This window comes from Mesorhizobium sp. M0185, assembly GCF_040322175.1.
GTDB lineage: Bacteria > Pseudomonadota > Alphaproteobacteria > Rhizobiales > Rhizobiaceae > Mesorhizobium.
Genome location: NZ_JAMYSY010000008.1, coordinates 41,340 through 66,746, shown reverse-complemented (window position 1 = coordinate 66,746; position 25,407 = coordinate 41,340). Strand labels below are relative to the sequence as shown.

Genomic DNA, 25,407 nt, shown 5'->3' with positions numbered 1-25,407 from the left:
TCTCCAGCTTCAGCACCAATGGATTAGGGCCGACCCTCGATCAATGGCACTGCACGACCAGACCCGCAAGGCCGTATCCGGAGACAATGTCGAGATCGCCTCCCGGCTGCTTGGCTGGTACGACGCGCATCACCGCGACCTGCCCTGGCGCGTTTCGCCGCGCACGCTGGCGGGCGGGGCGCGGCCCGATCCCTATCTGGTCTGGCTTTCCGAGGTGATGCTGCAGCAAACCACGGTCGAGGCGGTAAAATCCTATTTCCGGGCGTTCGTGCAGAAATGGCCAACGGTCCAGGCGCTGGCGGCGGCACCGACCGAAGACGTCATGAAGGCCTGGGCCGGGCTCGGCTATTATTCCCGCGCCCGTAACCTCAAAGCCTGTGCCGATCTCGTCGCGCGGCAAGGCGGCCGCTTTCCGGACAGCGAGTCCGGCTTGAAGGAACTGCCCGGCATCGGCGCCTATACGGCGGCGGCGATCGCAGCGATCGCCTTCGACCGACCAGCCGCGGTCGTCGACGGCAATGTCGAACGGGTCGTCTCACGGCTGTTTTCGATCGCCACGCCGCTGGGCGAAGCCAAGGGCGAGATACGCGGCCAGGTCGAACGCATGGTTCCCCCGACAAGGCCCGGCGACTTCGCGCAGGCGATGATGGACCTGGGCGCGACGATCTGCACGCCGCGCCGGCCCCGCTGCATGCTGTGCCCCGTTCGCGAGGATTGCAGCGCCACAATCTCGGGCGACCCCGAACGCTTTCCGGTCCGCCTGCCCAAGGCCGAAAGACCCCTACGCCGCGGTGCCGCCTTCGTTGCCGTCAGGGGCGACGGCGCCGTGCTTTTGCGAAAGCGCGTCGAAAAGGGCCTGCTCGGCGGCATGACTGAGGTGCCGACGACCGGCTGGACGGCGCGCATAGACGGCGCCACCACGGAAGCGGCAGCCCCGTTCCCCGGCGACTGGCGGCGGGCCGGACGCATCGGCCATGTCTTTACTCATTTTGCGCTTGAACTCTACGTGTTCAAGGCGGACACCGACAGCGTCGCCCCGGCCGGGCATTTCTGGTCGCTGGCGCATGAAATTTCCGGGGAAGCGCTGCCGAGCGTCATGAAAAAGGTAATCGAAGCGGCGATACCGGGCGCGACGAAAAAGCAGCGGCCGCGTTGAAAGAGAGAAGAATGACTGAAATCCGCCACATCGTTTTCGACATCGGCAAAGTGCTGATCCACTATGATCCGGACCTGCCCTTCAGTCGCTTGATCCCCGATCCCGACGAACGGAAATGGTTCTTCGACAATGTCTGCACGCATGATTGGAACATCGAGCAGGATCGCGGCCGCAGTTGGGAAGAGGCCGAAGCGCTGGCGATCGCGCAATATCCCGAGCACGCCGAAAATATCCGCAATTTCCGCCGGCACTGGCACGAGATGGTGCCTCACGCCTATGAGGACAGCGTCGCCATCATGATCGGCCTGATCGACAGCGGCCATGACGTGACGATGCTCACCAATTTCGCTGCGGATACGCTCGCCGAGGCCCGCGAGCGCTTCGATTTCCTCAATCGGCCGCGCGGCGTCACCGTTTCCGGCGACATCCGCCAGATCAAGCCGGATCGCGCCATCTATGACCACCACGTCGCCGCGTTCAGCCTCGAACCGTCAGCGACGCTGTTCATCGACGACAGCCAGAAGAACGTCGACGGCGCCAAGGCGGCGGGCTGGCAGTCGGTGCTGTTCACCGATGCAAGGACGCTCAGGGCGGACCTTGAGCGTCTTGGGATCAAAGTGTGATTTGAATCGGTTCCAGGAGTTGGTTGAGCCTTCGCATTAACCGATCTGTCGCAACTCGGAAGCCGTCAGGCGCCCGCCCGCTCCATGCCTAGCCGAGCAATGCGGCGAAGCTCGTCGATCGGGGTCAGGCCGCCGCTGCGCTCATAATGCCAGAAGGTCCATCCGTTGCAGGCGTCCAGCCCCTGCACCTCGGCGCCGATCTTGTGGATCGACCCGGCACTGTCGCCGATGGCCAGCGTGCCGTCGGCGCGCACTTTTGCCGCCCAGCGCTTCTTGGCGTCGTAGAGCGTGGCGCCTGGCGCCACCAAGCCATTGTCGAGAAGCGTGACGAATGCGACGCGCGGCTCAGCCCGCTTGCCGGTCAGTACCGTCAAGTTGGCGCCTTCCAGCGGCCGGACCGCATCGATACGTTCCATGGCGGCATCGATATAGGTTTGTTCGCGCTCGATGCCGACGAAGTGGCGGCCAAGCCGCTTGGCCACAGCCCCGGTGGTTCCTGAACCGAAGAACGGGTCGAGCACGATGTCGCCCGGCCTGGTCGATGCCGTCATGATGCGGGCAAGCAACGCTTCCGGCTTCTGCGTCGGATGCAATTTGTCACCATTGTCGTTCTTCAGGCGCTCGCCGCCGGTGCAGATCGGAAACAGCCAGTCCGAGCGCATCTGGACGTCGTCGTTCGATGCCTTCAGCGCCTCGTAGTTGAAAGTGTAGCCCTTGCCCTTCTGGTCGCGCGATGCCCAGATCATCGTCTCATGCGCGTTCTGGAAACGGCGGCCACGGAAATTGGGCATTGGATTGGTCTTGCGCCAGACGACGTCGTTGAGGATCCAGAAGCCCAGGTCCTGCATCTTTGCCCCGACCCTGAAAATATTGTGGTAGGAGCCGATAACCCAGATCGTGCCGTTGGGCTTCAACACACGGCGCGCCGCCAGCAGCCAGGCGCGGGTGAAGGCGTCGTAGGCCTCAAAACTGTCGAACTGGTCCCAATGGTCGTCGACGGCATCGACCTTGGATTGGTCGGGCCGGTGCAGATCGCCATCGAGCTGCAAATTATAGGGCGGATCGGCGAAGATCACGTCGATCGACTTTTCCGGCAGCCGTTCGAGCGCGGCGACGCAGTCGCCCTTCAGGATCGTATCCAGCCACTCGGATTGCTGGGGAGCATCGGAAAGCTCGTCGAGAAGACGCACGGCAGACATTGTGACACCCAAGGCACGCGTTACTGTTTACTGTCCGTTATGGTTACCGATCAGCGTAAATATTCAGTGAAGCAGCCCGCCGAATTTGCGAAGCACGGCCTGTTGGTGTATGCCGCGCCGCCTGAGCCGTTTGGACCAAAGGGCCTCGGCATTCCCCTCATCCCGCTTTCCGGATCACCATGCCTCAGCCAGACCTTGTCATCTTCGATTGCGACGGCGTGCTCGTCGATTCCGAAATCATCGCCGCGCGGATCGATGCCGAGCTGTTGACCTCGGCCGGCTACGAGATATCGGCCGAGGAGATTTCCGAGGTCTATGCCGGGTTGACTTTCAAGGACATCATGATGCGGGTCGAGGAAAAGTCCCGGATCCCGTTCCAGGCCTCGCTGATCGACAAGGAGGAACAGCTGGTCGATCGTCGGCTGCGCAGCGACGTGCGTGCCATCGACGGGGCGCACGAGGCTGTCGCCGCGGTAGCAGTGCCGCGCTGCGTCTGTTCGAATTCGCGTTCGGAGCGAATCGAATTCATGCTGGAGAAGGTGCAGCTTTTGCCGTTCTTTGCCGGCCGTATCTTTTCCTCGCTGGAAACCCCGACCGGGAAATCCAAGCCGGCGCCGGACGTGTTTCGGTTCGCCGCGGAAAAGCTCAAGGCCGATCCTGCGAACACCTTTGTCATCGAGGATTCGGTGCATGGCGTCACCGGCGCCAAGACGGCGGGAATGCGCGTCATCGGCTTCACCGGCGCGGCGCACAGCTATCCCGGCCACGCCGATGCGCTGACCGAGGCCGGCGCGGAAACGGTCATCCGCCGCTGGGCGGAACTGAAAAGCGTGATCGCCGCGCTGTCGGAATGGTCGGCGGACGTCTGAGAGGCCGCCTCCAACCGCCGTGGCGCGAATGCAGCGGCTTAGTTGGTCGCGGCGGCTTTCTTCTTCCTCGGCTTGTCTGTCGCTACTTTCGGAGCGCCCTCGTCATACCCGGCATACGCCTGGTAGTCCTTCGCCGTCGGCTCCGGAACGACGACGTTGGAATCGGTGAAGACGAACTGCGTGGCACTCGAAGGATCAGTAACCTGGACCTGATAGGAGTGAAGCTGCGAATAGAGAACTTCGGTGCCGTGCATCACCGCGATGCGGATCGGCATGGTGATGGTCCCGGGGGTGAACATCGGGCCAGGCACGACCTTGCCGGCGACGGCTATCTTCATCGACAAGGAGCCGTTGGCGCGGCTGCAGTCGCGGGTCACATCGGTGATCGAGGCCTGATAGATGATCTTGGCGGAATCGTCCGGCTGATCGGCGCCAGCCGCGTCCGCTGCCGGCTGGGCGGCTTCCTCGGCGGCAACATCGGTTTTTTTCTTCGGCTTCGGACCGCTCTTGGCGTAGGTATTGAAGAAGGCGGTGCCGTCCCGCAACGTCACTTTCGGGCAATAGGCCTGCAGCTGGCTGGAAAGCACCTTGGGATCGGGTGGCGGTGGCGGTGTTGTATCCTTTTTGCCGAAGCCGAGAATTCCATTGTCGCTCGATTGGCAACCTGCGGCGGCAAGCATAAAGCCGGCGAGCGCCAGACCCGCGACAAAACGACCGTTGAATGAATGAAACGCCATGAACTGCACTTCCCTCTCGCAAAGCCGGTGACGTATATCAACCGCGCGGCAAAAATGCGACTGAGCCTGCGCAGAAATCCACCACCTCGCGGCGGGCGAAAATTCCCGGCAGCAATGGAAACGTGACGATGCAATATGTGAGTACCCGCGGGGAAGCGCCCGCGCTTGGATTTTCCGACGCGGTGCTGGCCGGACTGGCGCGCGACGGCGGGCTCTACCTGCCGAGCGCCTGGCCGCATTTTTCCGCAGCCGAGATCCGCGCCATGCGCGGCCTTGCCTATCCCGATCTTGCCATCCGTGTGCTGTCGCCGTTCCTCGGCGGCGAGATCGCGGCGCCAGTGTTCGAACGGCTGGTGCGCGAAGCCTATGCGACCTTCCGCCATGAGGCCGTCTGCCCGCTGGTGCAGACCGGGCCGAACAGCTTCGTGCTGGAGCTGTTCCACGGCCCGACGCTCGCGTTCAAGGACGTGGCGATGCAGCTTCTTGCGCGGCTGATGGACCATGTGCTGGCCGAGCGCGACCAGCGCGCCACCATTGTCGGTGCCACCTCCGGCGACACCGGAGGGGCCGCCATCGATGCCTTTGCCGGGCGCAACCGCACCGACATCTTCGTGCTTTTCCCGCACGGCCGCGTCTCGCCGGTACAGCAGCGGCAGATGACGACCTCGACCGCCGCAAACGTCCATGCGTTGGCGATCGAAGGCAATTTCGACGACTGCCAGGGCCTGGTAAAGGCCATGTTCAACGACCACGGTTTTCGCGACCGGGTATCGCTGTCCGGCGTCAACTCGATCAACTGGGCCCGCATCATGGCCCAGATCGTCTATTATTTCTCGTCCGGCCTGTCGCTCGGCGCGCCCGACAGGCCGGTTTCCTTCACCGTGCCGACCGGCAATTTCGGCGACATCTTCGCCGGCTATGCCGCCAAGAAGATGGGGCTGCCGATCGAACGGCTGATCATCGCCACCAACGACAACGATATTCTGGCGCGCACGCTGGCGACCGGCGAATACCGCATGAAGGGGGTCTTTTCGACCACGTCGCCCTCGATGGACATCCAGGTGTCTTCGAACTTCGAACGCTTGCTGTTCGAAGCGTCCGGCCGCGATGCCTCGACCGTGCGGCGCTACATGAACGGGCTCAAGCAGTCCGGCGCCTTCACCATCGAGGCCGGCGAAATCGCCAAGATCCGCTCCGAATTCGACGCCGGCCGCGCCACCATGGACGAGGTCGCCGCCACCATCCGCACCACACTTGCGGCGAGCGGCTATCTGCTCGACCCGCATTCGGCCGCGGCCGTGCATGTGGCCGCCGGCAAGGCTGCGGGTGAGGTGCCGATGGTGGTGCTGGGCACTGCGCACCCGGCAAAGTTTCCCGCCGCCGTCGAAGCCGCCAGCGGCGTGTCGCCTGCCCTGCCTGCATGGCTAGGCGGGTTGATGAGCGCCGAGGAAAAATACACGGTACTTCCATCCGACCTGAAAATGGTGGAAGATTATCTCGGCCGCCACACGCGGGCGGCGCGTTAGGGAGTAATTGCCATATGGGTGTTGAGGTAAGCCGTCTGTCGAACGGCCTGACAGTCGCCACCGAAACCCTTCCAAGCCTCGAATCTGTTGCCCTTGGCGCCTGGGTCAAGTCGGGCGCACGCAACGAGCGTGACGAAGAGCACGGAATGGCGCACTTGCTCGAGCACATGGCTTTCAAGGGCACCAGGCGGCGAAGCGCCTTCGAGATTGCCTCGGAGATCGAGGACGTCGGCGGCGAGATCAATGCCGCCACCAGCGTCGAGACGACCTCCTATTATGCAAGGGTTCTGAGCGACGACGTGCCGCTGGCCGTCGATATCCTTTCCGACATCCTGCAGGAATCCGAATTCGATCCGCAGGAGTTGGAACGAGAGCAGCATGTAATTCTGCAGGAGATCGGCGCCGCGCACGATACGCCCGACGATGTCGTTTTCGATCACTTTACCGAGACCGCCTTCCGCCACCAGACTATCGGCCGCTCGATTCTTGGCACGCCGGAAACCGTCAAATCCTTCACCTCGAAGCAGCTGCACGACTTCATCGAACGGCAGTACGGCGCCGAGAACATGGTGATGGTGGCAGCCGGCGACATCAAGCACGACGATTTCGTGCGCGAGGTCGAAAAGCGTCTCGGCGGCTTCCGCGGCAAGGCCGACGGCACCGTCCCGCAATATGCGCAATATGTCGGCGGCGATTTTCGCGAGGACCGCGACCTGATGGACGCCCAGATCGTGCTGGGTTTCGAGGGCCGCGCCTATCACGTCCGCGATTTCTATGCCTCCCAGGTCCTGTCGATGATCCTGGGCGGCGGCATGTCGTCGCGACTTTTCCAGGAAGTCCGCGAAAAACGCGGCCTGTGCTATTCGGTCTATGCCTTCCATTGGGGTTTTTCCGACACGGGCGTCTTCGGGGTCCACGCGGCGACCGGACAAAGCGATATTGCCGAGCTGGTGCCTGTGATCATCGACGAGTTGCAAAAGGCCGGTGAAAACATCCTGCAGGAGGAGCTTGACCGGGCGCGTGCCCAATACCGCGCCGGGCTGATCATGTCGGCCGAGAGCCCGGCCAGCCGCGCCTCGCAGATCGCCAGGCAGTTGCTTCTGTTCGGCAGGCCGATCGCCAAGGAAGAGCTGATGGAGCGGCTGGCGGCGTTGACTGTCGAGCGGCTGACGGATCTGTCGTCCCGGCTTTTTTCGACCAAGCCGACGCTTACAGCCGTCGGGCCGGTGGGTACGCTCGCGCCCTATGAGGCAATCCTCGATTCGCTTTCGGGCACGCAGACCACTGCCCGTAAGCTTGCCGTCTAAGCCTATTCGAGCGTCGTGTTCGCGCTCCCTTTCTTTCGCCGCGACCTGCCGGCACTGAAGGGCGAGCTTGTCACGCTGCGCGTACCGCTGACCAACGACTATCGCGAGTGGTCGGTGCTGCGCAGTGAAAGCCGCGCCTTCCTCGAGCCGTGGGAGCCGCGATGGACGCCTGACGAACTCGACCGCACGGCGTGGCGGCACCGTATCGGCCGCTACCGCGAGGACTACGCGCAGGGGACGGCGATCGCCTTCTTCATCTTCGAGAAAAGCAGCGGCAAGCTGGCCGGCGGTATCACCCTCGGCAATATCCGCCACGGGGTCGCCCAAAGCGGCCATATCGGCTACTGGATCGGCGAGCGCTTCAGCGGACGCGGCCTGATGACCGATGCCGTCAAAGTGGTGACGCGTTTCGCCTTCGAAACGCTGCGATTGCACCGGATCGAAGCTGCCTGTATCCCCGATAACGCCCGGTCGATCCGCGTGCTTGAAAAAGCCGGATTCCGGCGCGAAGGACTGCTACGATCCTATCTCAGGATCAACGGCATCTGGCAGGACCATTACCTATACGCCCGAATCGCGGACGATCCGCCGGGCGTTGGAACAAAGGGCTGATTTTGACGAATTTTCTGCGCAACGGGTCGCTGCTTGCCTTTATGCTGGCGGCAATCGTCACGCTCTGCGCGGCATCCTCGGCGTTTGCCGTAGAACCGATCAAGATCGCCCGCGACGACGTTGCGCTCGATCTTTCGGGCGCCGTCTTGATCTACCGGAACCAGGGCGAGAATTTTCAGGTGTCGACCGCGCCAGGCCCGGACGGCATCGTGCGGCGCATCGAGGTCGAGGCAAATGATGCGCGCTCGACCGGTGACTGGGCGGTGTTCGCGCTCGCTAATACCACCGACCAGCAGCTCGACAGGCTGATTGTCGCACCGCATTTCCGGCTGGTGAATTCCGGCCTGTTCTGGCCGGATCTCGGCTCGACCCGTATCGCCGCGATCACGCCCAGCGAAGGCTTTGCGCTCGACCGCCAGACCAGCCCCGACGCCGACGTGTTCCGGGTCACACTGAACCCGGGAACGGTGATTACCTTCATCGCCGAGCTCGCCTCGCCCAAGCTGCCGCAGGTCTATCTGTGGGACCCTGAATCCTACAAGGATTCGGTCAATTCCTACACGCTGTTTCGTGGCATCGTCATCGGCATTGCCGGCCTGCTGGCGCTGTTCCTGACCATTCTTTTCGTCGTCAAGGGGACCTCGATGTTCCCAGCAACGGCGGCCCTAGCCTGGGCGGTGCTTGCCTATATCTGCGTCGATTTCGGCTTTCTCAACAAGATCATAGAAATCTCACCGGGCAATGAGCAGATGTGGCGCGCCGGAACGGAGGTGGCGCTTGCGGCGACCTTCGTGGTGTTCCTGTTTGCCTATCTCAACCTCAACCGGTGGCACGGCCATTTCAGCTACGGCGCACTGGCCTGGATTCTCGGGCTGGTGCTGATCGCCGGTGTCGCCATCATCGATCCGGCGGTTGCCGCCGGCATTGCCAGGCTGTCCTTCGCCGCCACCGCGCTGACCGGGCTCGGCCTGATCATCTTCCTCGGTATCCGCGGTTACGACCGCGCCATCATGCTGGTGCCCAGTTGGGTGATGGTTCTGCTGTGGCTATGCGGATCGTGGATGGCAATCACCGGCATGCTGGACAACGATATCGCTCAGCCGGCGCTGGGCGGTGGGCTGATCCTCATCATCCTGCTGATCGGCTTCACCGTGATGCAGCACGCTTTTGCCGGCGGCGCGCTGCATCAGGGCCTGTTCTCCGACCTTGAGCGGCAGGCGCTGGCCGTTGCCGGATCGGGCGATACTGTGTGGGACTGGGACGTGCTGCGCGACCGCGTCGTCACTCGTCCCGACGTCAGCATTCAGCTCGGTCTTGCCCCCAACAGCCTCGGCGGCCCTGCCCGCAACTGGCTGCCGGTGCTGCATGCCGACGACCGCGACACGTTTCGCACGACACTCGACGTGGTGCTCGAGCACCGGCGCGGCCGGGTGTCGCAAAACTTCCGCCTGCGCGGCGCCGACGGGCACTATCACTGGTTTTCGTTGCGCGCCCGGCCGGTGATCGGCTCGGACGGCGAGGTCATCCGCTGCGTCGGCACCATGGTCGACGTGACGGAGCAGAAGAAATCCGAGGAACGGCTGCTACATGACGCCGTGCACGATAATCTGACCGGCCTGCCCAACCGCGAGCTGTTCATGAACCGGCTGGAGGCGATCATTTCGATTGCCCGCACCGAAGAGAAGGTGCGCCCGACTGTCTTCGTCATCGACATAGACCGGTTCAAGCAGGTCAATGACGGGCTCGGCATCTCGGCCGGCGATACCATCCTTTTGACTATCGCGCGGCGGCTGCACCGGCTGCTCAAGCCGAAGGATTCGCTGTCGCGCTTTGCCGGCGACCAGTTCGCGCTGATGCTTTTGTCGGAGCAGGATCCGGCCCGCATCGCGGCCATTGCCGATGCCATCAAGCACGCCATCAACAACCCGATCACCTTCGCCAAGCGCGAGATCGTGCTGACGGCCTCGATCGGGCTGATCACCTGGACCGCCACGCAGACCTCGGCCGAGGACATGGTCAAGGATGCCGAGCTTGCCATGCATCAGGCCAAGCGCTTCGGCGGCGACCGGATCGAGCCGTTCCGTCCCGCCTTCCGCACCGTCGGCACCGACCGGCTGCAGTTCGAGTCCGACCTGCGCCGCGCCATCGAACGACGCGAATTCACGCTTGCCTACCAGCCGATCGTGCGGCTGGAGGACGGCAGCGTCGCAGGCTTCGAAGCGCTGCTGCGCTGGGACCATCCGCGGCGCGGCATGATCCCGCCGGCGGATTTCATTCCGGTCGCCGAAAACTGCGGCCTGATCGTGCAGCTTGGGCTGTTCGCCATGCAGCAGGCTGCCGAAGACCTGGCGGGATGGCAAAAGCAGATCGGCGATGCGCCGCTGTCGGTCTCGGTCAATCTGTCCAGCCGTCAGCTCATCCGCCGCGACCTGGTCAGTGACGTCCGCTCGGTCATCGCGCGAGCCAACCTGAAACCGCGCTGCTTCCGGCTCGAACTCACCGAATCGCTGGTGATGGACAATCCCGAGCAGACCGCCCATGTGCTGACCAAGCTGAAGCAGCTTGGCATCGGCCTGTCGCTGGATGATTTCGGCACCGGCTATTCATCGCTGGCCTATCTGACGCGCTTTCCGTTCGACACTATCAAGATCGACAAGAGCTTCGTCGACGACGCGACGCCGAAACGTGCGGTGCTGCTCAAATCCATGGTCAACATGGCGCATGAACTCGGCCTGTCGGTTGTCGCCGAAGGCATTTCGGACGAGAGCGATGCGCTGGAGTTGCGGCAGATGGGCTGCGAATACGTGCAGAGCTTCATGTTCGGCGCGCCGATGCCGGGCGACCAGGTGCTGAAGACGCTGAAGGAACAGTATCCGTTGACCCAAGCGTGACAAGTTTCAGGACGTAATGAGGTTCAGGCGTGACCGGCAGCCAGGCTGAGATGCGCAAGATCGATGCCGATCGAGGCGAGGATCCGGTCATATTTGCGATCGATGTCGGCGTCGAACAGAAGCTCGGCACTTGCCGGGCAAGTCAGCCAGCCATTCTCGACGATCTCGTTTTCAAGCTGGCCCGCACCCCAGCCGGCATAGCCGAGCGCCATCAGCGCCCGCCGGGGTCCGCGGCCGGAGGAGATGGCGCGCAATATGTCGACGGTCGCGGTCAGACAGACATCGTCGGACACGGCGAGCGAGGATTCCACCCGGTAGTCGCCCGAATGCAGAACGAAGCCGCGGCTGCGATCCACCGGTCCGCCATTGCGCACGACGAAGTCGCGCGCCGGCGGCGGCAGGCGAATTGCCTCCAGCTCGTTCATGATGCCGAGTTGCACGAGCAGGTCCGGAAACAGCATCTGCTGCGTCTGGTTGATGATCAGCCCCATCGCGCCTTCGTCGCTGTGCGCGCAAATGTAGATGACGGAGCGCGTGAAGCGGTCGTCCTTCATGCCGGGCATGGCAATCAGGAACTGGTCGTCGAGAAAGCCGGGTCCTGTGGCCGTCCTTTTATGGCGCAACAAATCCATGGCCACAGCGTAACGCGTTTCCGGGGCGTCGAAAAGATGGGCGGCGCCCGATTTGATCAGGCTCAAAAGCCGAAGGTCACGCAAATATGATGCCGGCGGCGTCATGAAATCATTGTGCGGCCATCAACGGACGATCAAATCATCGCCATGCAAAGCTTGAAAATCCTGCTGCTTGGCGTGGCCATTGGATCGGCGACCGGCTTCCCCGCCTCAGCCTCCTCGTCGGCCTGGTACAACAGCGAAGGCGGCAGGGTGCGGCTGGTGACGAGCGGCAAGGCCGACGAGGCCGGGCGTCTCCAGGGCGTCCTCGACATTGCGCTGAAGCCCGGCTGGAAGACCTATTGGCGCGATCCGGGTGATGCGGGCGTGCCGCCACAGATCGACGTCTCGGCCAGCACCAACATTGCCGACGCGACGCTTTCGTTTCCGCCGCCGCAGCGCCATGACGACGGCTATGGCAAATGGGCCGGCTACGACCACCCGGTTTCGTTGCCGGTGACGTTCACGCTTGCCGCGCCCGGCCAGCCGGCCGTCATCGATGCGGACATCTTCCTCGGCATTTGCGAAACCATCTGCATCCCGGTGCAGACAAGGCTGACCGTCGATCCCGGCGCCGATCCCGACAACGCCGAGGATGCGGCACTGGTCAAGGCGGGCCTTGCAACCCTGCCCGCCACGGCAACGCCCGATTTCGGCATAAACGTACTGCCGGGCGACCACGAAACGCTGATTGTCGAAGCGAGCTTTCCGGGCAGCCCCGAGGGCGCCGACTTCTTCGTTGCCGGCGAACGCGACTACATGTTCGGTGCCCCGGCACGCAGCGAAAAGGATGGCAAGCTGATCTTTACTGTGCCGATCCTCGACAGGCCGTCGACAACGCCAACCGATGGCGGCCTGCACTACACACTGACAAGCGCCGCAGGCGCGGTCGAAGGCCTGTTGCCATTCCCGTGATGCCAACGTCTGGACGGTTGCCGGGCGCGCCTTAATTCGCTATCGCAAGGACACTCCCTTCCATTTCCAAGCGAGGACCATCATGACGATCTCCGTTGGCGACAAACTGCCCGATGCGACCTTCAAGACAATGACCGCCGACGGTGCAAAGCCGATCACGACGGGCGAGATATTCTCAGGAAAGACGGTCGTGCTGTTTGGCGTTCCAGGCGCTTTCACGCCGACCTGCAGCAACAATCATCTGCCCGGCTACCTGGATAATTACGACGCCATCCTGGCGCGCGGCGTCGACACTATCGCCGTTGTCTCGGTCAACGATGTTCACGTCATGGGGGCTTGGGCCCGCTTCAGCGGCGGTGAAGGCAAAATCCTTTATCTTGCCGATGGCAATGGCGATTTCGCCAAATCGGTCGGCCTCGACGCCGACCTCTCCAGCGGCGGCATGGGGCTGCGCTCAAGGCGTTTTTCGATGATCGTCGATGACGGCAAGGTCACCGCACTCAATGTCGAGACAAAGCCCGGCGTCGACGAGTCCGGTGCGGCTCACATTCTCGGACAGCTTTCCGTCCTGGCGACAGCATAGGCCTGGGACGGCGGCGGGCGCCTTCGAGCGCTCAGCGTCCAAAGGACGCTGACTTTTGCATCGGCGCATGATTCTTCCGAAAGCCGACCCGGTTTTCGGGGCCATGTGTCGGCCCTTCGGGACTGCTTGCTTTTGGGGACCTCGATTATGTCCGACATCTTGTGGCGCAGCGTCGCGATCGGCATCGGCGCAACCGCGCTTATGGATGTCTGGGCGATTTTCCTGAGCAAGGTGTTTGCTCAACCGCGGCCGAACTGGGGGCTGGTCGGCCGCTGGGTCTGTCATCTCAGGGAAGGCAAGGTCTTCCATGACGACATTGGCGAGGCCTCGCCCTGCCCGCATGAATCAGTACTTGGCTGGGCCTTTCATTATGCTGTCGGCATCGTCTACGGCGTCATACTGGTCGTGCTGGCCGGAACGGCCTGGCTCACCGCGCCGACCTTCCTGCCGGCTTTTATGCTCGGCATCGTCACCGTCGGCGCCGGGTGGTTTCTGCTGGCGCCCGGCATGGGCGCCGGCTGGGCCGCTTCGAAGCGGCCCAATCCGATGCAGGTCCGCGCCCTCAATCTTGTGTCGCATACGGTGTTTGCCATCGGACTGTTCGGCACCGCCCTTCTGATCCGCTGACACGCCAGTTCAACCGGATCAATAACTCTGGGTCGAGCGCCGAACCTTCTTGGCCGCCGATTGCCTGGACTGGGTGCCTTCCTTCGGCGGCACGGACGCGAGCACGGGTTTCGCCGACTTCGTCTTGAATGGCGCCATGCCGAGCCGCGCCAATTCGTCGGCGCGCTCGTTCTCAGGATGGCCGGCATGGCCCTTGACCCAATGCCAGGTGACCTGGTGGCGGTTGCGCGCAGCGTCGAGCTGCTGCCACAGCTCGGCATTCTTCACCGGCTGTCGGGCAGCGGTTTTCCAGCCGTTGCGTTTCCAGCCATCGATCCAGCCGAAAATGCCGTCCTTGACGTAATTGCTGTCGGTATAAAGGTCGACGACGCAAGGCTCCTTGAGCGCATTGAGCGCCGAGATGGCCGCCAACAGTTCCATACGGTTGTTGGTGGTCAGAGCCTCGCCACCATGGAGCTCCTTGATTGCGCCGTTGAAGCGCAGGATTGCGCCCCAGCCGCCAGGCCCGGGATTGCCCGAACAGGCACCATCGGTGAAGATTTCAACGCGCTTGGTCATGTCAGTCCATATTCGGAAGGAGAGTTGATCGCCCGGTGGAAGCGCATCCGGCGGATATACTCGGTCGGGTCGCGTTTCATCACCAGCCCGCCGTCCGGGACCGTCAGCCAGTCGTAGAGCCGGGTCAGCATGAAGCGCAGCGCCGAGCCGCGCGCCAGCATCGGCAGCGCAGCTTTCTCGTCACTGCTCAACGGCCGCACGCTTTGGTAGCCGGCAAGCAGCGCCGTGCCCTTGGTCAGATTGAAGGAAAAATCCTTCTCGAAGCACCAGGCGTTCAGGCACGTGGCAACGTCATAGGCGTAGAGGTCGTTGCAGGCGAAATAGAAGTCGATCAGCCCGGACAGTTTCTCGCCGAGGAAGAACACATTGTCCGGGAAAAGATCGGCATGGATGATGCCTTGCGGCAGACCGTTCGGCCAGTTCCGCTCGAAATCGGTGAAATCGGCATCGACCTCGGCCGCCAGTCCCGGCTCGACCTCGTCGGCGCGGGCGCGGGCGGCATTCCACAGCTTGCGCCAGCCATCGATGGCAAGGGCGTTGGGGCGGGTCATCGGAAAATCCGCGCCGGCGAGATGCAGTGCCGCCAGCGCCTTGCCGACCTCGCCGCAATGCGCAGCCGTCGGCCGCCGCAGCGACAGGCCTTCGAGAAAGGTGATGATGACCGCCGGCCGGCCGGCAAGTGTTCCGATCACACCGCCATCATGTGCGGTGACCGGGAGCGGGCACGAAATGCCCTTTCTGGCGAGGTGGGCCATGAGGCCGAGAAAGAACGGCAGGTCAGCCTTGTCGACGCGCTTCTCGTAAAGCGTCAGTATGTAGGAGCCGCTGCTGGTGTGCAGCAGAAAATTCGAGTTTTCGGTGCCTTCGGCGATGCCCTTGTAGGACAACAGGTCGCCGACCGGATAGTTCCTGAGGAATGCGCCGAGCTCGCCCTCGTTGACGTCGGTGTAGACCGCCATCGTTGCTACGCGGCCCCGTTGACGAAGGCCATGTCGGCAGCCGTCAGTTCGACATCGCGCAACACCCGCATCACCGGAAAGTCCTCCGTCTCCGTCGCCGTCACGGCCAGCTCGATGGTCACGTCGAAGCGCTGCCTGAACGCATCGACGATCTCGTCGACGATGATCTCCGGCGCCGAGGCGCCCGCCGACAGGCCGAGCGTCGAAATGCCGGCAATCTCATTCCACGGAATTTCGGAGGCGCGCTGCACGAGAAGCGACATCGAGGCGCCGGCGCGCTCGGCCACTTCGACCAGGCGCCGCGAGTTGGAGGAGTTGGGTGCGCCGACAACCAGGAAGAGATCGGCGCCGGCCGCTGTTTCCTTGACCGCTTCCTGGCGATTGGTGGTGGCGTAACAGATCGATTCCGCCGCCGGCGCGTGCAGCTCGGGAAAACGCTGCTGCAGGGCGCGGATGATACCGGCGGTGTCCTCGACCGACAGCGTCGTCTGGGTGACGAAGCCGAGCGCTTGCGGGTCTGCGGGCACGAAGCTTGCGGCGTCGGCCTCGGTCTCGATCAGAGTGACCGCGCCGTCCGGCAACTGGCCCATTGTGCCGATCACCTCCGGATGCCCGGCATGGCCGATCAAGAGCACGTGGCGGCCAAGCCGCTGATGGCGCATCGCCTGCTTATGGACTTTCGAAACCAGCGGGCAAGTCGCATCGAGATAGAACAGGTTGCGGGACTGGGCGTCGGCCGGCACCGATTTCGGCACGCCATGCGCCGAAAAGACGACCGGGCTCTGGCGATGCTCGGGCGGGATCTCGGAGAGCTCCTCGATGAACACCGCGCCGAGGCTTTGCAGCCCTTCGACGACGTAGCGGTTGTGCACGATCTCGTGGCGGACATAAACCGGCGCGCCGTATTTCTTCAGCGCCAGCACGACGATCTGGATGGCACGGTCAACGCCCGCACAGAAACCGCGGGGCTGGCAGAGCCGGATGGTCAGCGACGGCTTGGTCTGAAGCATGATTGCATCTTACGCTGATTGTAGGCCGGTTGATCGGACTATGACTTCTGAGCTCAAGGCGCGAAATGAGGTGCGCGGCCCTGCCCTGTCAAGGGTAGTGGCGGCGATCATTGGTCTTTCGCCGGGCGGCGGAGCCAGGAGATCAGGACGCCGGCAAGGGCGGCGGCAAGGCCGTACCAGGTTATCGCATATTGCAGATGGCTGTTCGGCAGGTCGATGACGGTGACACCGCCAACTGGCAGCCCGCCGGGGTTGGGCGTGGCGTTCGCATCGATGAAGATCGGCACCAGCGCCGCACCTGTCGGCAGGCCGGCGCTCGAGGCCATCGCGTCACGATCTTTCCAGTAGAAGATATTCTTCTGCGGATCATTGTCGGGAAGCATCATCGAGGGCTTGGCCGGCAGCGGGTTGCGGGCGAGCCCCGTCACCGTCATTTTGCCCGTTACCTGCCCCTGCGGCCGCTTGGCTGGATCCTTGAAATCGTAAGGCACGAAGCCGCGGTTGATCAGCACGAAACGGCCATCGTCGAGCTGTAGCGGCGTGAAGACGTCGAAACCGGACTGGCCTTCCCAGGTGGCGAGGAAATGCCGCTCGCCTCGATGCAGGAAAATGCCGGTCACTATCACCGGCGTGTAGTCCACGTCGCCGGCGGCAGCAAACCGCTTTTCGAGCTCGGCCAATGGCACAGGCGCCGAATGCGTGCGCTGGTCTATCGTCTGGAGAAGGCCCTCTTTCCAGTGCAGGCGCTGAAGCTGCCAGGTGCCGAGCGCCAGCAGGATCAAAAACACGACGATACCCAGGCCGAGTGCCAATGCGCGCTTCGGCCGCGACCGGCCGGCCACCGAACCTGATGCCTCGCTCATTCGCCGCGGTCCAGCCGGCCCTCGGCCGCCTTGTTGCGGTATTGCAGCGTCAGCAGCACGCCCTTGATCAGCCTGAGCGCCGCCAGGCAAAGCACCAGCGTCAGCGGAATCCACAGCAGCAGATGCAGCCAGAGCGGCGGATTGAGCGTCACCTCCATCCACAACGCCAGGCCGACGACGATAAAGCCGATGATCAGGATAACGAACACCGCCGGCCCGTCGCCGGCATCGGCGAAGGAATAATCGAGGCCGCAATTGGAGCAGCGATCACCGACCGTGAGGAACCCGGAGAACAGCTTGCCCTCGCCACAGCGGGGGCAGCGGCCATGCAAGCCGGCCGAGATCGGATCGATTGGTGGCCAGATCGCCTTGTCGTCGCTCATGAGGTCATCCTAGGAGCATTTGCCGCAAAAGATAAGGCGGCCACGTCGCCGCAGCCGCCTTGTCGATTTCCTCAGCTCGATCTCAGTGCGGTTCGATCATCGCGCCGTTCGATGCCCAGACGTAGATCGAGGCAAACAGGAACAGCCACACCACGTCGACGAAGTGCCAATACCAGGCGGCGGCCTCGAAGCCGAAATGCTGCTTGGGCGTGAAGTCGCCCTTCATGGCGCGGATCAGGCAGACCAACAGGAAGATCGTGCCGATGATGACGTGGAAACCATGGAAGCCGGTCGCCATGAAGAAGGTGGCGCCGTAGATCGAATCCCTGAAGCCGAACGGCGCGTGCATGTACTCATAGGCCTGCACCATGGTGAACAGCATGCCGAGGCCGACGGTCAGCACCAAGCCATTGATCAGGCCCTTGCGGTCGCCGTGGATGAGCGAGTGGTGCGCCCAGGTCACCGTGGTACCCGACAGAAGCAGGATGACGGTGTTGTAGAGCGGCAGATGGAAGGGGTCGAGAACCTCGAGGCCCTTGGGCGGCCAGACGCCGCCGGTGAAGGCGGTACGGGCGTATTGATGGACCTCGCCCGGAAACAGGCTGGCGTCGAAGAAGGCCCAGAACCAGGCGACGAAGAACATCACCTCGGAGGCGATGAACATGATCATGCCGTAGCGCAGATGCAGCGACACGACACGGGTATGGTGTCCCTCATGCGCCTCCTTGATCGTATCCGACCACCAGGCGAACATCGTGTAGATGACGATCAGCAGGCCGATGAAGAACAACCATGGATTAGCGATGTTGAAACCGAAGATCGGGAAATCGCCGCCCTTGAGATATTGCATGTAACAGACGCCGCCGAACGCGGTCACCAGCGCCCCGACGGAGCCCAGGAAAGGCCACGGGCTCGGGTCGACAAGGTGGTAGTCATGTTGTGGTTTTGCGTGTGCGTCTGCCATGTCAACCCCCGAGGCTTGCTTCGGTATCTGAAATCTTGTTGCGGCGGCCGTCGGCCGGCACCGATGATGCGACCGGCTTGGTCTTGTCGACCGGGAACATCGTGTAGGACAGGGTAATCGTCGTCAGATCCTTCAATTCCGGCGCGTTGACGATGTCGGGATCGACATAGAAGACGACCGGCATGTCCAGCGTCTCGCCCGGCTTCAGCGTCGTGTCGGTGAAGCAGAAACACTCGACCTTGTTGAAGTAAGGTCCGGCCAGTTCCGGCTGCACGTTGAAGGTGGCGCGTCCGGTGATGGGACGGCTGAATTTGTTGGTCGCGCTGAAATGCGCCTCGGCGGTTTCGCCGATCTTGATGGTGATCGAGCGGGCGACCGGCTGGAATTGCCAGGGAACGCCGGCGGTGTTGGCGTCGAAGCGGATGGTGATGTCGCGATCGAGCACCCGATCGGCATATTGCTGGGTCGCCCGTTTGACGGTGCCGCCGTAGCCTGTCGCCTGGCAGAACATCGCGTAGAGCGGCACCGCGGCGTAGGCCATGCCGATCATGCCGCCGAAGAACGCGATGCAGACGCCGGCGACGACGCGGTTCGTGTTTTTCTTCGTAGGATCGGTGACTGTTTGCCTGGTCATTGTGAGCTCACATCGAGCCGGGGAAACTGTGACCAAATTTCACGATGGTCGCGACGTAGAATATGACGACCAGCGCCGCCAGCGCGAAACCGATTGCGGCCGAGCGATTGCGGCGGGCCTTCTGCTGACGTTCGGTCAGCGTGACCAGTTCAAGCTTCTTTTCGATCATGCTCATGCTCCACCGATGGTCAGCGCGCGCGCGACAACGCAATCGCCAAGGTAGGCGGCGAAGATGGCGAAGAGATAGAGCAGCGAATAGCCGAACAAGGCCTTGGCCGGCTTCATCGCCCGGTCGTCATCGGCCATTTGCAGCACCTTCCACGCATACCAGACGAAGCCGGCGCCGAGCAGCAATGCAACGATGCCATAGGCCGGCGTGGTGAAGCCGAGAACCCATGGCAGCACGCCAACCGGTGCGAGGACCAGCGCATAGGCAAAGATCTGGCGCCTGGTCGAGGCCTGGCCGGCGACATTCGGCATCATCGGAATGCCTGCCTTCGCATAGTCCTCCGACTTGAAGAGCGCGAGCGCCCAGAAATGTGGCGGCGTCCACAGGAAAATGATCAGGAACAGCACCAAGCTTTCGAGGCTGACCGATCCGGTTACCGCCGCCCAGCCTATGACCGGCGGAATGGCACCGGCAGCCCCGCCGATGACGATGTTCTGCGGCGTCCAGCGCTTCAGCCACATCGTATAGATGACGGCATAGAAAAAGATGGTGAAAGCCAGAAGCGATGCTGCCAACCAGTTGACCAGCACGCCGAGCGTCATCACCGACAGAACCGACAGCACCAACCCGAAACTCAATGCCTCGCCCGGTCGGATGCGGCCGGCCGGCACGGGACGGCCGGCGGTGCGCGTCATCACCGCATCGATGTCTGCGTCGTACCACATGTTGAGCGCACCGGAGGCGCCGGCGCCGATGGCAATAGCCAGGATCGCGATCACCGCCAGCAGCGGATTGATGGTCACCGGGGCGGCGACCATGCCGACAAACGCAGTGAACACCACCAGCGACATGACGCGCGGCTTCAGCAGGGCGAAGAAATCGCCCGCCGTCGCTTCCGACATGCGGAAGCCCGGCTCGTCAATCAGTCTGTCTTCGGCAAGGGCCATGCGTACTTAAAGTCCATCATTCCGTTGGCCAAAACCGCCGGCCGGCCGGCGGTTCCGTATTAAGGAGGCAACCGCCTACTTGATCTTCGGCAACTGTTCCCACTGGTGGAACGGCGGCGGCGAAGGCAGCTGCCATTCCAGCGTGGTCGCACCCTCGCCCCAAGGATTGGCGCCGGCGACCCGCCTCTTCTGGAACGCCTCGAAGACGCCGAAGAGGAAGATGACGACGCCGACAGCCGAGATGTACGAGCCGTAGGACGACACCATATTCCAGCCGGCGAAGGCATCCGGATAGTCGATATAGCGACGCGGCATCCCGGAGAGACCGAGGAAGTGCTGCGGGAAAAAGACCAGGTTGACGCCGACGAAAGTGACCCAGAAGTGGGTGTTGGCGATCACCGGCGAATACATGTAGCCGGTCATCTTCGGGAACCAGTAGTACCAGCCGGCGAAGATGGCGAAGACCGCGCCCAGCGACAGCACGTAGTGGAAGTGCGCGACCACGAAATAGGTGTCGTGCAGCGGGCGGTCGAGGCCGGCATTGGCCAGCTGCACGCCGGTGACGCCGCCAACAGTGAACAGGAAGATGAAGCCGATCGCCCACAGCATCGGGGTCTTGAGCGAAATCGACCCGCCCCACATAGTGGCGATCCACGAGAAGATCTTCACACCCGTCGGCACCGCGATGACCATGGTGGCAAAGACGAAATAGCGCTGGGTGTCGAGCGACAGGCCCGTCGTGTACATGTGGTGGGCCCAGACGATGAAGCCCACCGCGCCGATGGCAACCATCGCATAGGCCATGCCGAGATAGCCAAACACCGGCTTCCTCGAAAAGGTCGAGATGATATGGCTGATGATACCGAAACCCGGCAGGATCAGAATGTAGACCTCCGGATGGCCGAAGAACCAGAACAGGTGCTGGAACAGGATCGGATCGCCGCCGCCGTCCGGGGCGAAGAAGGTGGTGCCGAAATTGCGGTCGGTCAACAGCATGGTGATGCCGCCGGCCAGCACCGGCAACGACAGCAGCAGCAGGAAGGCGGTAATCAGCACCGACCAGGCGAACAGCGGCATCTTGTGCATGGTCATGCCGGGCGCGCGCATGTTGAAGATGGTGGTGATGAAGTTGATGGCGCCAAGAATCGAGGAGGCGCCGGCTATGTGGATTGACAGAATCGCCAGGTCCATGGCCGGTCCAGGCTGGCCCGATGTCGACAGCGGCGGGTAAAGCGTCCAGCCGCCGCCGACGCCGTAGGCGCCGGGCGCACTCGGGACGAAGGCCGAGAAAATCAGCAGAATGAAAGCCGGCGGCAGCAGCCAGAACGACACGTTGTTCATGCGTGGGAAGGCCATATCCGGCGCGCCGATCATGATCGGCACCATCCAGTTGGCAAAGCCGCCGATCAGCGCCGGCATCACCATGAAGAAGATCATGATCAGCGCATGCGCGGTGGTGAAAGCATTGTACATGCTCTTGCCGCCGTCGATGGCGGCGTCGCCGTTCATGCCGTAGACCATCTGCGCCAGGCCAGTGAAGATCTGGATGCCCGGCTCCTGCAATTCCATGCGCATGACGACCGACAAGGCGCCACCGATGCAGCCCGCCATGATCGCGAAGATCAGATAAAGCGTACCGATGTCCTTGTGGTTGGTCGAATACACCCACCGGACCCAGCCATGATACGGCTTGTGGTCGTGGTCGTCGTGAGCTGCAGCGTGCGCCATGGTCGGCTCCGTTCCCTGAATCTTTTCTGGTCGCGGCATCAATTGCCGGCGGCCGCTACCTTGTTCGTGCCATCGACCTCGGCCATCAGCGCCTTGTTGGCGCCGGGAAGGTCGGTCTTGGCTGCCGCCAGCCAGGTCTTGTATTGTGCATCGGAGACGACGCGAATGGCGATCGGCATGAAGGCGTGGTCCTTGCCGCAGAGTTCCGAGCACTGGCCGTAATAGAGGCCTTCCTTGTCCGCCTTGAACCAGACCTCGTTGATGCGGCCCGGCACCGCATCGGTCTTGATGCCGAAGGACGGCATGGCAAAGGCGTGAATGACGTCGGTCGCCGTCACCAGCACCCGGGTCATGGTGCTGACCGGCACCACCATCTCATTGTCGACGGCGAGCAGGCGCGGATACGCGGCGCGATCTTCCTTGCCGGCAGCAGCCCTGTCGGAATCCTGAAGGATCGCGGAATTAAAGGAAAGCGTGTTGTCGACCTGGTATTCGTAGTCCCAGTTCCACTGATTGCCGGTCGCCTTGACGGTCAGCTTGGCTTCTTCCGGCGGCGTGTATTGCGCGGTCAGCAGCTGGAACGAGGGAATGGCGAGACAGAGCAGGATGACGACGGGACCGACAGTCCAGATGACCTCGATCAGCGTGTTGTGGCTGGTGCGCGACGGCGTCGGGTTGACGCTCGCCCGGAACCGCAAAATGCAGTAGGCAATCAGGAAAAGCACCAAGGCGGTGATCACAATGATGAACGCAAACGAGTAGTTCCCGAACCACTCGATCTGCCGCATAATGTCGGTTGCCGGAGGCTGAAAACTGGTTTCCCAAGGTTGGGGCTGGGCTGCATGAGCGGATGCAGCGGCAAACAACGTGGCGGCGGCAGTAGCTACGATTTTGGCGGTTGCCAGGAATTTTCTCATCGCCCTCGTCATCTCCCAGTTCCTCGCGATCGGACCGCAAGAATGTCGAACAATGCCGGGACGGGAATCCCGGACAATTCAAGGCTGGTTCAAACCATACTCTATTTGCCTCCGCAAGAAAGGAGCGCCGGAACCCGTGCGGCATTTTTGCGCGCAAGCGCGGCGCTGGCTTCGTGCGGTGACGGCTCGCCGCGAATCACCAGAGCGGCATCCGGGTAGAATGAGCCGCGCGGCGCGCGGAACCGTCGCAATTAGGGCGAAATTGGCACGGAAAAGCGCATTGTTGCCTGTGTCGGGGCAGATCGCCGGGGTCTCGTCCTTTACTTGGGTTTAGTGCGGCTTAAAGTGCCGTGATTCGCAATGGAGCCGTCATGAACCCTTGGCTTTCGAGAACCTTGGCGAAGGTCATCTTTGTTGCCGCCGCAATAGCCTTGTCCGAGGCCGGCCTGGCCAATGCCGCGCAGCCAAGCGGCACGGTGAAGTCAACGCACGGGGCGTGGTCGATCATCTGCGATACGCCCGCCGGTGCTACATCCGAACAATGCGTGATGATGCAGAACGTCGTCGCCGAGGACCGTCCGGAAATGGGTCTTTCCGTTGTCGTGCTGCGCACAGCCGACAACAAGGCCGAAATCCTGCGTGTGCTGGCGCCGCTCGGCGTGCTGTTGCCCAACGGCCTCGGCCTCAATGTCGACGGCAAGGATATCGGCCGCGCCTATTTCGTGCGCTGTTTCCAAGACGGCTGCTATGCCGAGGTCATCCTGGAAAAACCGCTGCTCGACACGCTGAAGACCGGTACGTCCGCCACCTTCATCGTCTTCCAGACGCCGGAAGAGGGCATCGGCATTCCCGTCGACCTCAAGGGTTTCGCCGACGGCTTCGCCGCCCTGCCTTGAGACTGGGTCTTGTAGCGCGATCCAGTGAGTTGACCGGCCGAGGTCACGGCAAATCTTATTTCAGATTGTCTGTGCGGGCCTTCGCGCCTACATCGTGGGAAACAATCCTCCTGCGAATGGACCTGCCATGAACAGCCTGATCGGCCAATTTGACATTTCCGACGATCGCATCAAGCAAATCGTTGCCGAGACTATTAACGGCGCCGACGACGGCGAACTGTTTCTCGAATATAGCGAAAGCGAATCGCTGATGTTCGACAATGGCAAGCTGAAGACCGCGAATTTCAACACCGACCAGGGTTTCGGCCTGCGCGCCGTCGCCGGCGAAGCCAGCGGCTACGCCCATTCCAGCGATCTCTCCGAAGCCTCGCTGCTGCGCGCCGCCGATGCCGTTTCGACGGTGAAGAGCGGCTATTCCGGCACGCTTGCCGCAGCGCCTGCCCGCACCAACCGCCATCTCTACGGCGACGGAAACCCTATCCCCTCGCCTTCCTTCGAGGCCAAGGCCAAGCTGCTTCAGGAAATCGATGCATGGCTGCGGGCCGAGGATCCGCGCGTCAGGCAGGTGACGGCGTCGCTCGCCGCCTCCTGGCAGCATGTCGAGATCGTGCGCGCCGACGGCCAGGGGGTGCGCGACATCCGTCCGCTGGTCAGGATCAACGTGTCGGTGGTGGTCGGCGACGGCGACCGCCAGGAGAGCGGCTCCTACGGCATGGGAGGCCGCAAGGATTTTGGTGAATTCTTGATCGAGGACAGCTGGCGGCACGCGGCCAAGGAGGCATTGCGGCAAGCGCTGGTCAATCTCGAAGCGGTTCCAGCACCCGCCGGCACTTTCGACATCGTGCTGTCGAGCGGCTGGCCGGGCGTCATGTTGCACGAGGCGGTCGGCCACGGGCTGGAAGGCGATTTCAACCGCAAGAAGACGTCGGCCTTCGCCGGCCTGCTTGGCCAGCAGGTGGCGGCGAAAGGCGTCACCGTCGTTGATGACGGCACCATGCCCGAGCGGCGTGGTTCGCTGACCGTCGACGATGAGGGTACGCCTTCGGCCTATAACGTGCTGATCGACGATGGCAAGCTGGTCGGCTACATGCAGGACCGTCAGAACGCCCGGCTAATGGGCATGAAAGCCACCGGCAACGGGCGACGCCAAGGTTACGCGCACGAGCCTATGCCGCGTATGACCAACACCTACATGACAGCAGGCGACATGGAGCCGGACGAGATCATCGCCTCGGTCAAGAACGGCATCTATGCCGTGTCGTTCGGTGGCGGCCAGGTCGACATCACTTCGGGCAAGTTCGTGTTCGGCTGCACCGAAGCCTACATGATCGAGAACGGTAAGGTGACGCAGCCGATCAAGGGCGCCATGCTGATCGGCAACGGGCCGGATGCCATGCATCGTGTGGCGATGATCGGCAACGACATGAAGCTCGACACCGGCATCGGCATGTGCGGCAAGGCCGGACAGGGCGTGCCGGTCGGCGTCGGCCAGCCGCATCTCAGGATGAACCAGATGACAGTCGGCGGCACCAGGGTTTGATGGAGTTGACGCCGAATTATCGCCGCTCCGGAACAACCAATCCCCGCCGCCCACTGCCTTGTCATCGCTTTAAGTAGGAGTAGCTTGCGCCTTGAATTTGCCGAGAGCTTCGACTATCTTACA

Annotated in this window: 26 protein-coding genes; 12 read left to right on the top strand and 14 right to left on the bottom strand. The window is 62.7% G+C overall.

The window, feature by feature from the left end:
* Positions 1–43 precede the first annotated feature (43 nt).
* The gene (mutY, locus tag NKJ20_RS08950; RefSeq protein WP_352449868.1) at positions 44–1,156 is read left to right on the top strand and encodes an A/G-specific adenine glycosylase; all 1,113 of its coding nucleotides are present in this window, start codon (positions 44–46) and stop codon (positions 1,154–1,156) included.
* An 11-nt stretch (positions 1,157–1,167) separates the two neighbouring features.
* Positions 1,168–1,779 (top strand): HAD family hydrolase, encoded by a 612-nt coding sequence (locus NKJ20_RS08945; protein WP_352449869.1) that lies wholly within the window; start codon positions 1,168–1,170, stop codon positions 1,777–1,779.
* Between the two features lie 65 nt (positions 1,780–1,844).
* Here the strand turns inward: NKJ20_RS08945 and NKJ20_RS08940 are convergent, their stop codons facing one another.
* Positions 1,845–2,978 (bottom strand): site-specific DNA-methyltransferase, encoded by a 1,134-nt coding sequence (locus tag NKJ20_RS08940; RefSeq protein WP_352621675.1) that lies wholly within the window; start codon positions 2,976–2,978, stop codon positions 1,845–1,847.
* A gap of 179 nt (positions 2,979–3,157) precedes the next feature.
* Here NKJ20_RS08940 and NKJ20_RS08935 point away from each other — a divergent pair, with 179 nt between their 5' ends.
* Positions 3,158–3,847: an HAD family hydrolase gene (locus NKJ20_RS08935; RefSeq protein ID WP_352743618.1), complete on the top strand. Its 690-nt coding sequence runs from the start codon at positions 3,158–3,160 to the stop codon at positions 3,845–3,847.
* Between the two features lie 38 nt (positions 3,848–3,885).
* Here NKJ20_RS08935 and NKJ20_RS08930 read toward each other — a convergent pair whose 3' ends face one another.
* Positions 3,886–4,584 carry a hypothetical protein gene (locus NKJ20_RS08930; RefSeq protein WP_023674152.1) on the bottom strand — a complete coding sequence of 233 codons (699 nt, stop codon included), beginning with the start codon at positions 4,582–4,584 and terminating at the stop codon, positions 3,886–3,888.
* Between the two features lie 128 nt (positions 4,585–4,712).
* Here NKJ20_RS08930 and thrC point away from each other — a divergent pair, with 128 nt between their 5' ends.
* From thrC to NKJ20_RS08910, 4 genes are read left to right on the top strand one after another with little or no spacing between them, the layout of a single operon-like run.
* Positions 4,713–6,110 (top strand): threonine synthase, encoded by a 1,398-nt coding sequence (thrC, locus tag NKJ20_RS08925; RefSeq protein ID WP_352743616.1) that lies wholly within the window; start codon positions 4,713–4,715, stop codon positions 6,108–6,110.
* Positions 6,111–6,124: 14 nt separating this feature from the next.
* Positions 6,125–7,417 carry a M16 family metallopeptidase gene (locus tag NKJ20_RS08920; RefSeq protein ID WP_352456896.1) on the top strand — a complete coding sequence of 431 codons (1,293 nt, stop codon included), beginning with the start codon at positions 6,125–6,127 and terminating at the stop codon, positions 7,415–7,417.
* Between the two features lie 15 nt (positions 7,418–7,432).
* Positions 7,433–8,029, top strand: coding sequence for a GNAT family N-acetyltransferase (locus tag NKJ20_RS08915; protein ID WP_352449873.1), 597 nt, complete (start codon positions 7,433–7,435; stop codon positions 8,027–8,029).
* A gap of 2 nt (positions 8,030–8,031) precedes the next feature.
* Positions 8,032–10,920: an EAL domain-containing protein gene (locus tag NKJ20_RS08910; RefSeq protein ID WP_352743614.1), complete on the top strand. Its 2,889-nt coding sequence runs from the start codon at positions 8,032–8,034 to the stop codon at positions 10,918–10,920.
* Positions 10,921–10,943: 23 nt separating this feature from the next.
* Here the strand turns inward: NKJ20_RS08910 and NKJ20_RS08905 are convergent, their stop codons facing one another.
* On the bottom strand, positions 10,944–11,552 hold the full coding sequence (locus NKJ20_RS08905) for a YqgE/AlgH family protein (protein WP_352743715.1): 609 nt from the start codon (positions 11,550–11,552) through the stop codon (positions 10,944–10,946).
* 147 nt (positions 11,553–11,699) lie between these two features.
* On the opposite strand from NKJ20_RS08905, the gene NKJ20_RS08900 reads away from it, so the two are divergent.
* From NKJ20_RS08900 to NKJ20_RS08890, 3 genes are all read left to right on the top strand, one after another.
* Positions 11,700–12,506, top strand: coding sequence for a protein-disulfide reductase DsbD domain-containing protein (locus NKJ20_RS08900; protein WP_023674146.1), 807 nt, complete (start codon positions 11,700–11,702; stop codon positions 12,504–12,506).
* Between the two features lie 82 nt (positions 12,507–12,588).
* Positions 12,589–13,089, top strand: a complete 501-nt coding sequence (locus tag NKJ20_RS08895) for a peroxiredoxin (protein WP_352589027.1) — start codon at positions 12,589–12,591, stop codon at positions 13,087–13,089.
* A 147-nt stretch (positions 13,090–13,236) separates the two neighbouring features.
* Positions 13,237–13,716: a DUF2938 domain-containing protein gene (locus NKJ20_RS08890; RefSeq protein WP_352743612.1), complete on the top strand. Its 480-nt coding sequence runs from the start codon at positions 13,237–13,239 to the stop codon at positions 13,714–13,716.
* A gap of 18 nt (positions 13,717–13,734) precedes the next feature.
* Here the strand turns inward: NKJ20_RS08890 and rnhA are convergent, their stop codons facing one another.
* The 11 genes from rnhA to coxB all read right to left on the bottom strand — a co-directional run bounded on the left by rnhA (position 13,735) and on the right by coxB (position 22,848).
* Positions 13,735–14,274, bottom strand: a complete 540-nt coding sequence (gene rnhA / locus NKJ20_RS08885; protein WP_352476676.1) for a ribonuclease HI — start codon at positions 14,272–14,274, stop codon at positions 13,735–13,737.
* Positions 14,271–15,233 carry a homoserine kinase gene (locus tag NKJ20_RS08880; RefSeq protein ID WP_352743610.1) on the bottom strand — a complete coding sequence of 321 codons (963 nt, stop codon included), beginning with the start codon at positions 15,231–15,233 and terminating at the stop codon, positions 14,271–14,273. Before NKJ20_RS08880 ends, rnhA begins: the two co-directional genes overlap by 4 nt.
* Positions 15,234–15,238: 5 nt before the next feature.
* On the bottom strand, positions 15,239–16,243 hold the full coding sequence (gene ispH, locus NKJ20_RS08875) for a 4-hydroxy-3-methylbut-2-enyl diphosphate reductase (protein ID WP_352449880.1): 1,005 nt from the start codon (positions 16,241–16,243) through the stop codon (positions 15,239–15,241).
* Between the two features lie 107 nt (positions 16,244–16,350).
* Positions 16,351–17,106, bottom strand: coding sequence for an SURF1 family protein (locus NKJ20_RS08870; RefSeq protein ID WP_352743609.1), 756 nt, complete (start codon positions 17,104–17,106; stop codon positions 16,351–16,353).
* Positions 17,103–17,489, bottom strand: a complete 387-nt coding sequence (locus tag NKJ20_RS08865) for a DUF983 domain-containing protein (RefSeq protein WP_352621654.1) — start codon at positions 17,487–17,489, stop codon at positions 17,103–17,105. Before NKJ20_RS08865 ends, NKJ20_RS08870 begins: the two co-directional genes overlap by 4 nt.
* Positions 17,490–17,571: 82 nt before the next feature.
* Entirely contained in the window at positions 17,572–18,453 is an 882-nt protein-coding gene (locus NKJ20_RS08860; RefSeq protein ID WP_352578608.1) for a cytochrome c oxidase subunit 3, read from the bottom strand.
* Position 18,454: 1 nt separating this feature from the next.
* Positions 18,455–19,087, bottom strand: a complete 633-nt coding sequence (locus NKJ20_RS08855) for a cytochrome c oxidase assembly protein (protein ID WP_352743607.1) — start codon at positions 19,085–19,087, stop codon at positions 18,455–18,457.
* Positions 19,088–19,094: 7 nt separating this feature from the next.
* Positions 19,095–19,262, bottom strand: coding sequence for a cytochrome c oxidase system small membrane protein (locus tag NKJ20_RS08850; RefSeq protein ID WP_502894815.1), 168 nt, complete (start codon positions 19,260–19,262; stop codon positions 19,095–19,097).
* Positions 19,259–20,203, bottom strand: a complete 945-nt coding sequence (locus NKJ20_RS08845; protein WP_352578609.1) for a heme o synthase — start codon at positions 20,201–20,203, stop codon at positions 19,259–19,261. The genes NKJ20_RS08850 and NKJ20_RS08845 overlap by 4 nt, the downstream gene beginning before the upstream one ends.
* 75 nt (positions 20,204–20,278) lie before the next feature.
* Complete coding sequence (ctaD, locus tag NKJ20_RS08840) at positions 20,279–21,931, bottom strand: cytochrome c oxidase subunit I (protein WP_352578610.1); 1,653 nt, start codon at positions 21,929–21,931, stop codon at positions 20,279–20,281.
* Between the two features lie 38 nt (positions 21,932–21,969).
* Positions 21,970–22,848: a cytochrome c oxidase subunit II gene (gene coxB, locus NKJ20_RS08835; RefSeq protein ID WP_352743606.1), complete on the bottom strand. Its 879-nt coding sequence runs from the start codon at positions 22,846–22,848 to the stop codon at positions 21,970–21,972.
* A 371-nt stretch (positions 22,849–23,219) separates the two neighbouring features.
* Between coxB and NKJ20_RS08830 the strand changes: the two genes are divergently transcribed.
* Together NKJ20_RS08830 and tldD are read left to right on the top strand one after the other, a co-directional pair.
* Positions 23,220–23,744, top strand: coding sequence for an invasion associated locus B family protein (locus NKJ20_RS08830; RefSeq protein ID WP_352743604.1), 525 nt, complete (start codon positions 23,220–23,222; stop codon positions 23,742–23,744).
* Positions 23,745–23,871: 127 nt separating this feature from the next.
* Positions 23,872–25,284, top strand: coding sequence for a metalloprotease TldD (tldD, locus tag NKJ20_RS08825; RefSeq protein ID WP_352743603.1), 1,413 nt, complete (start codon positions 23,872–23,874; stop codon positions 25,282–25,284).
* Positions 25,285–25,407 lie beyond the last annotated feature (123 nt).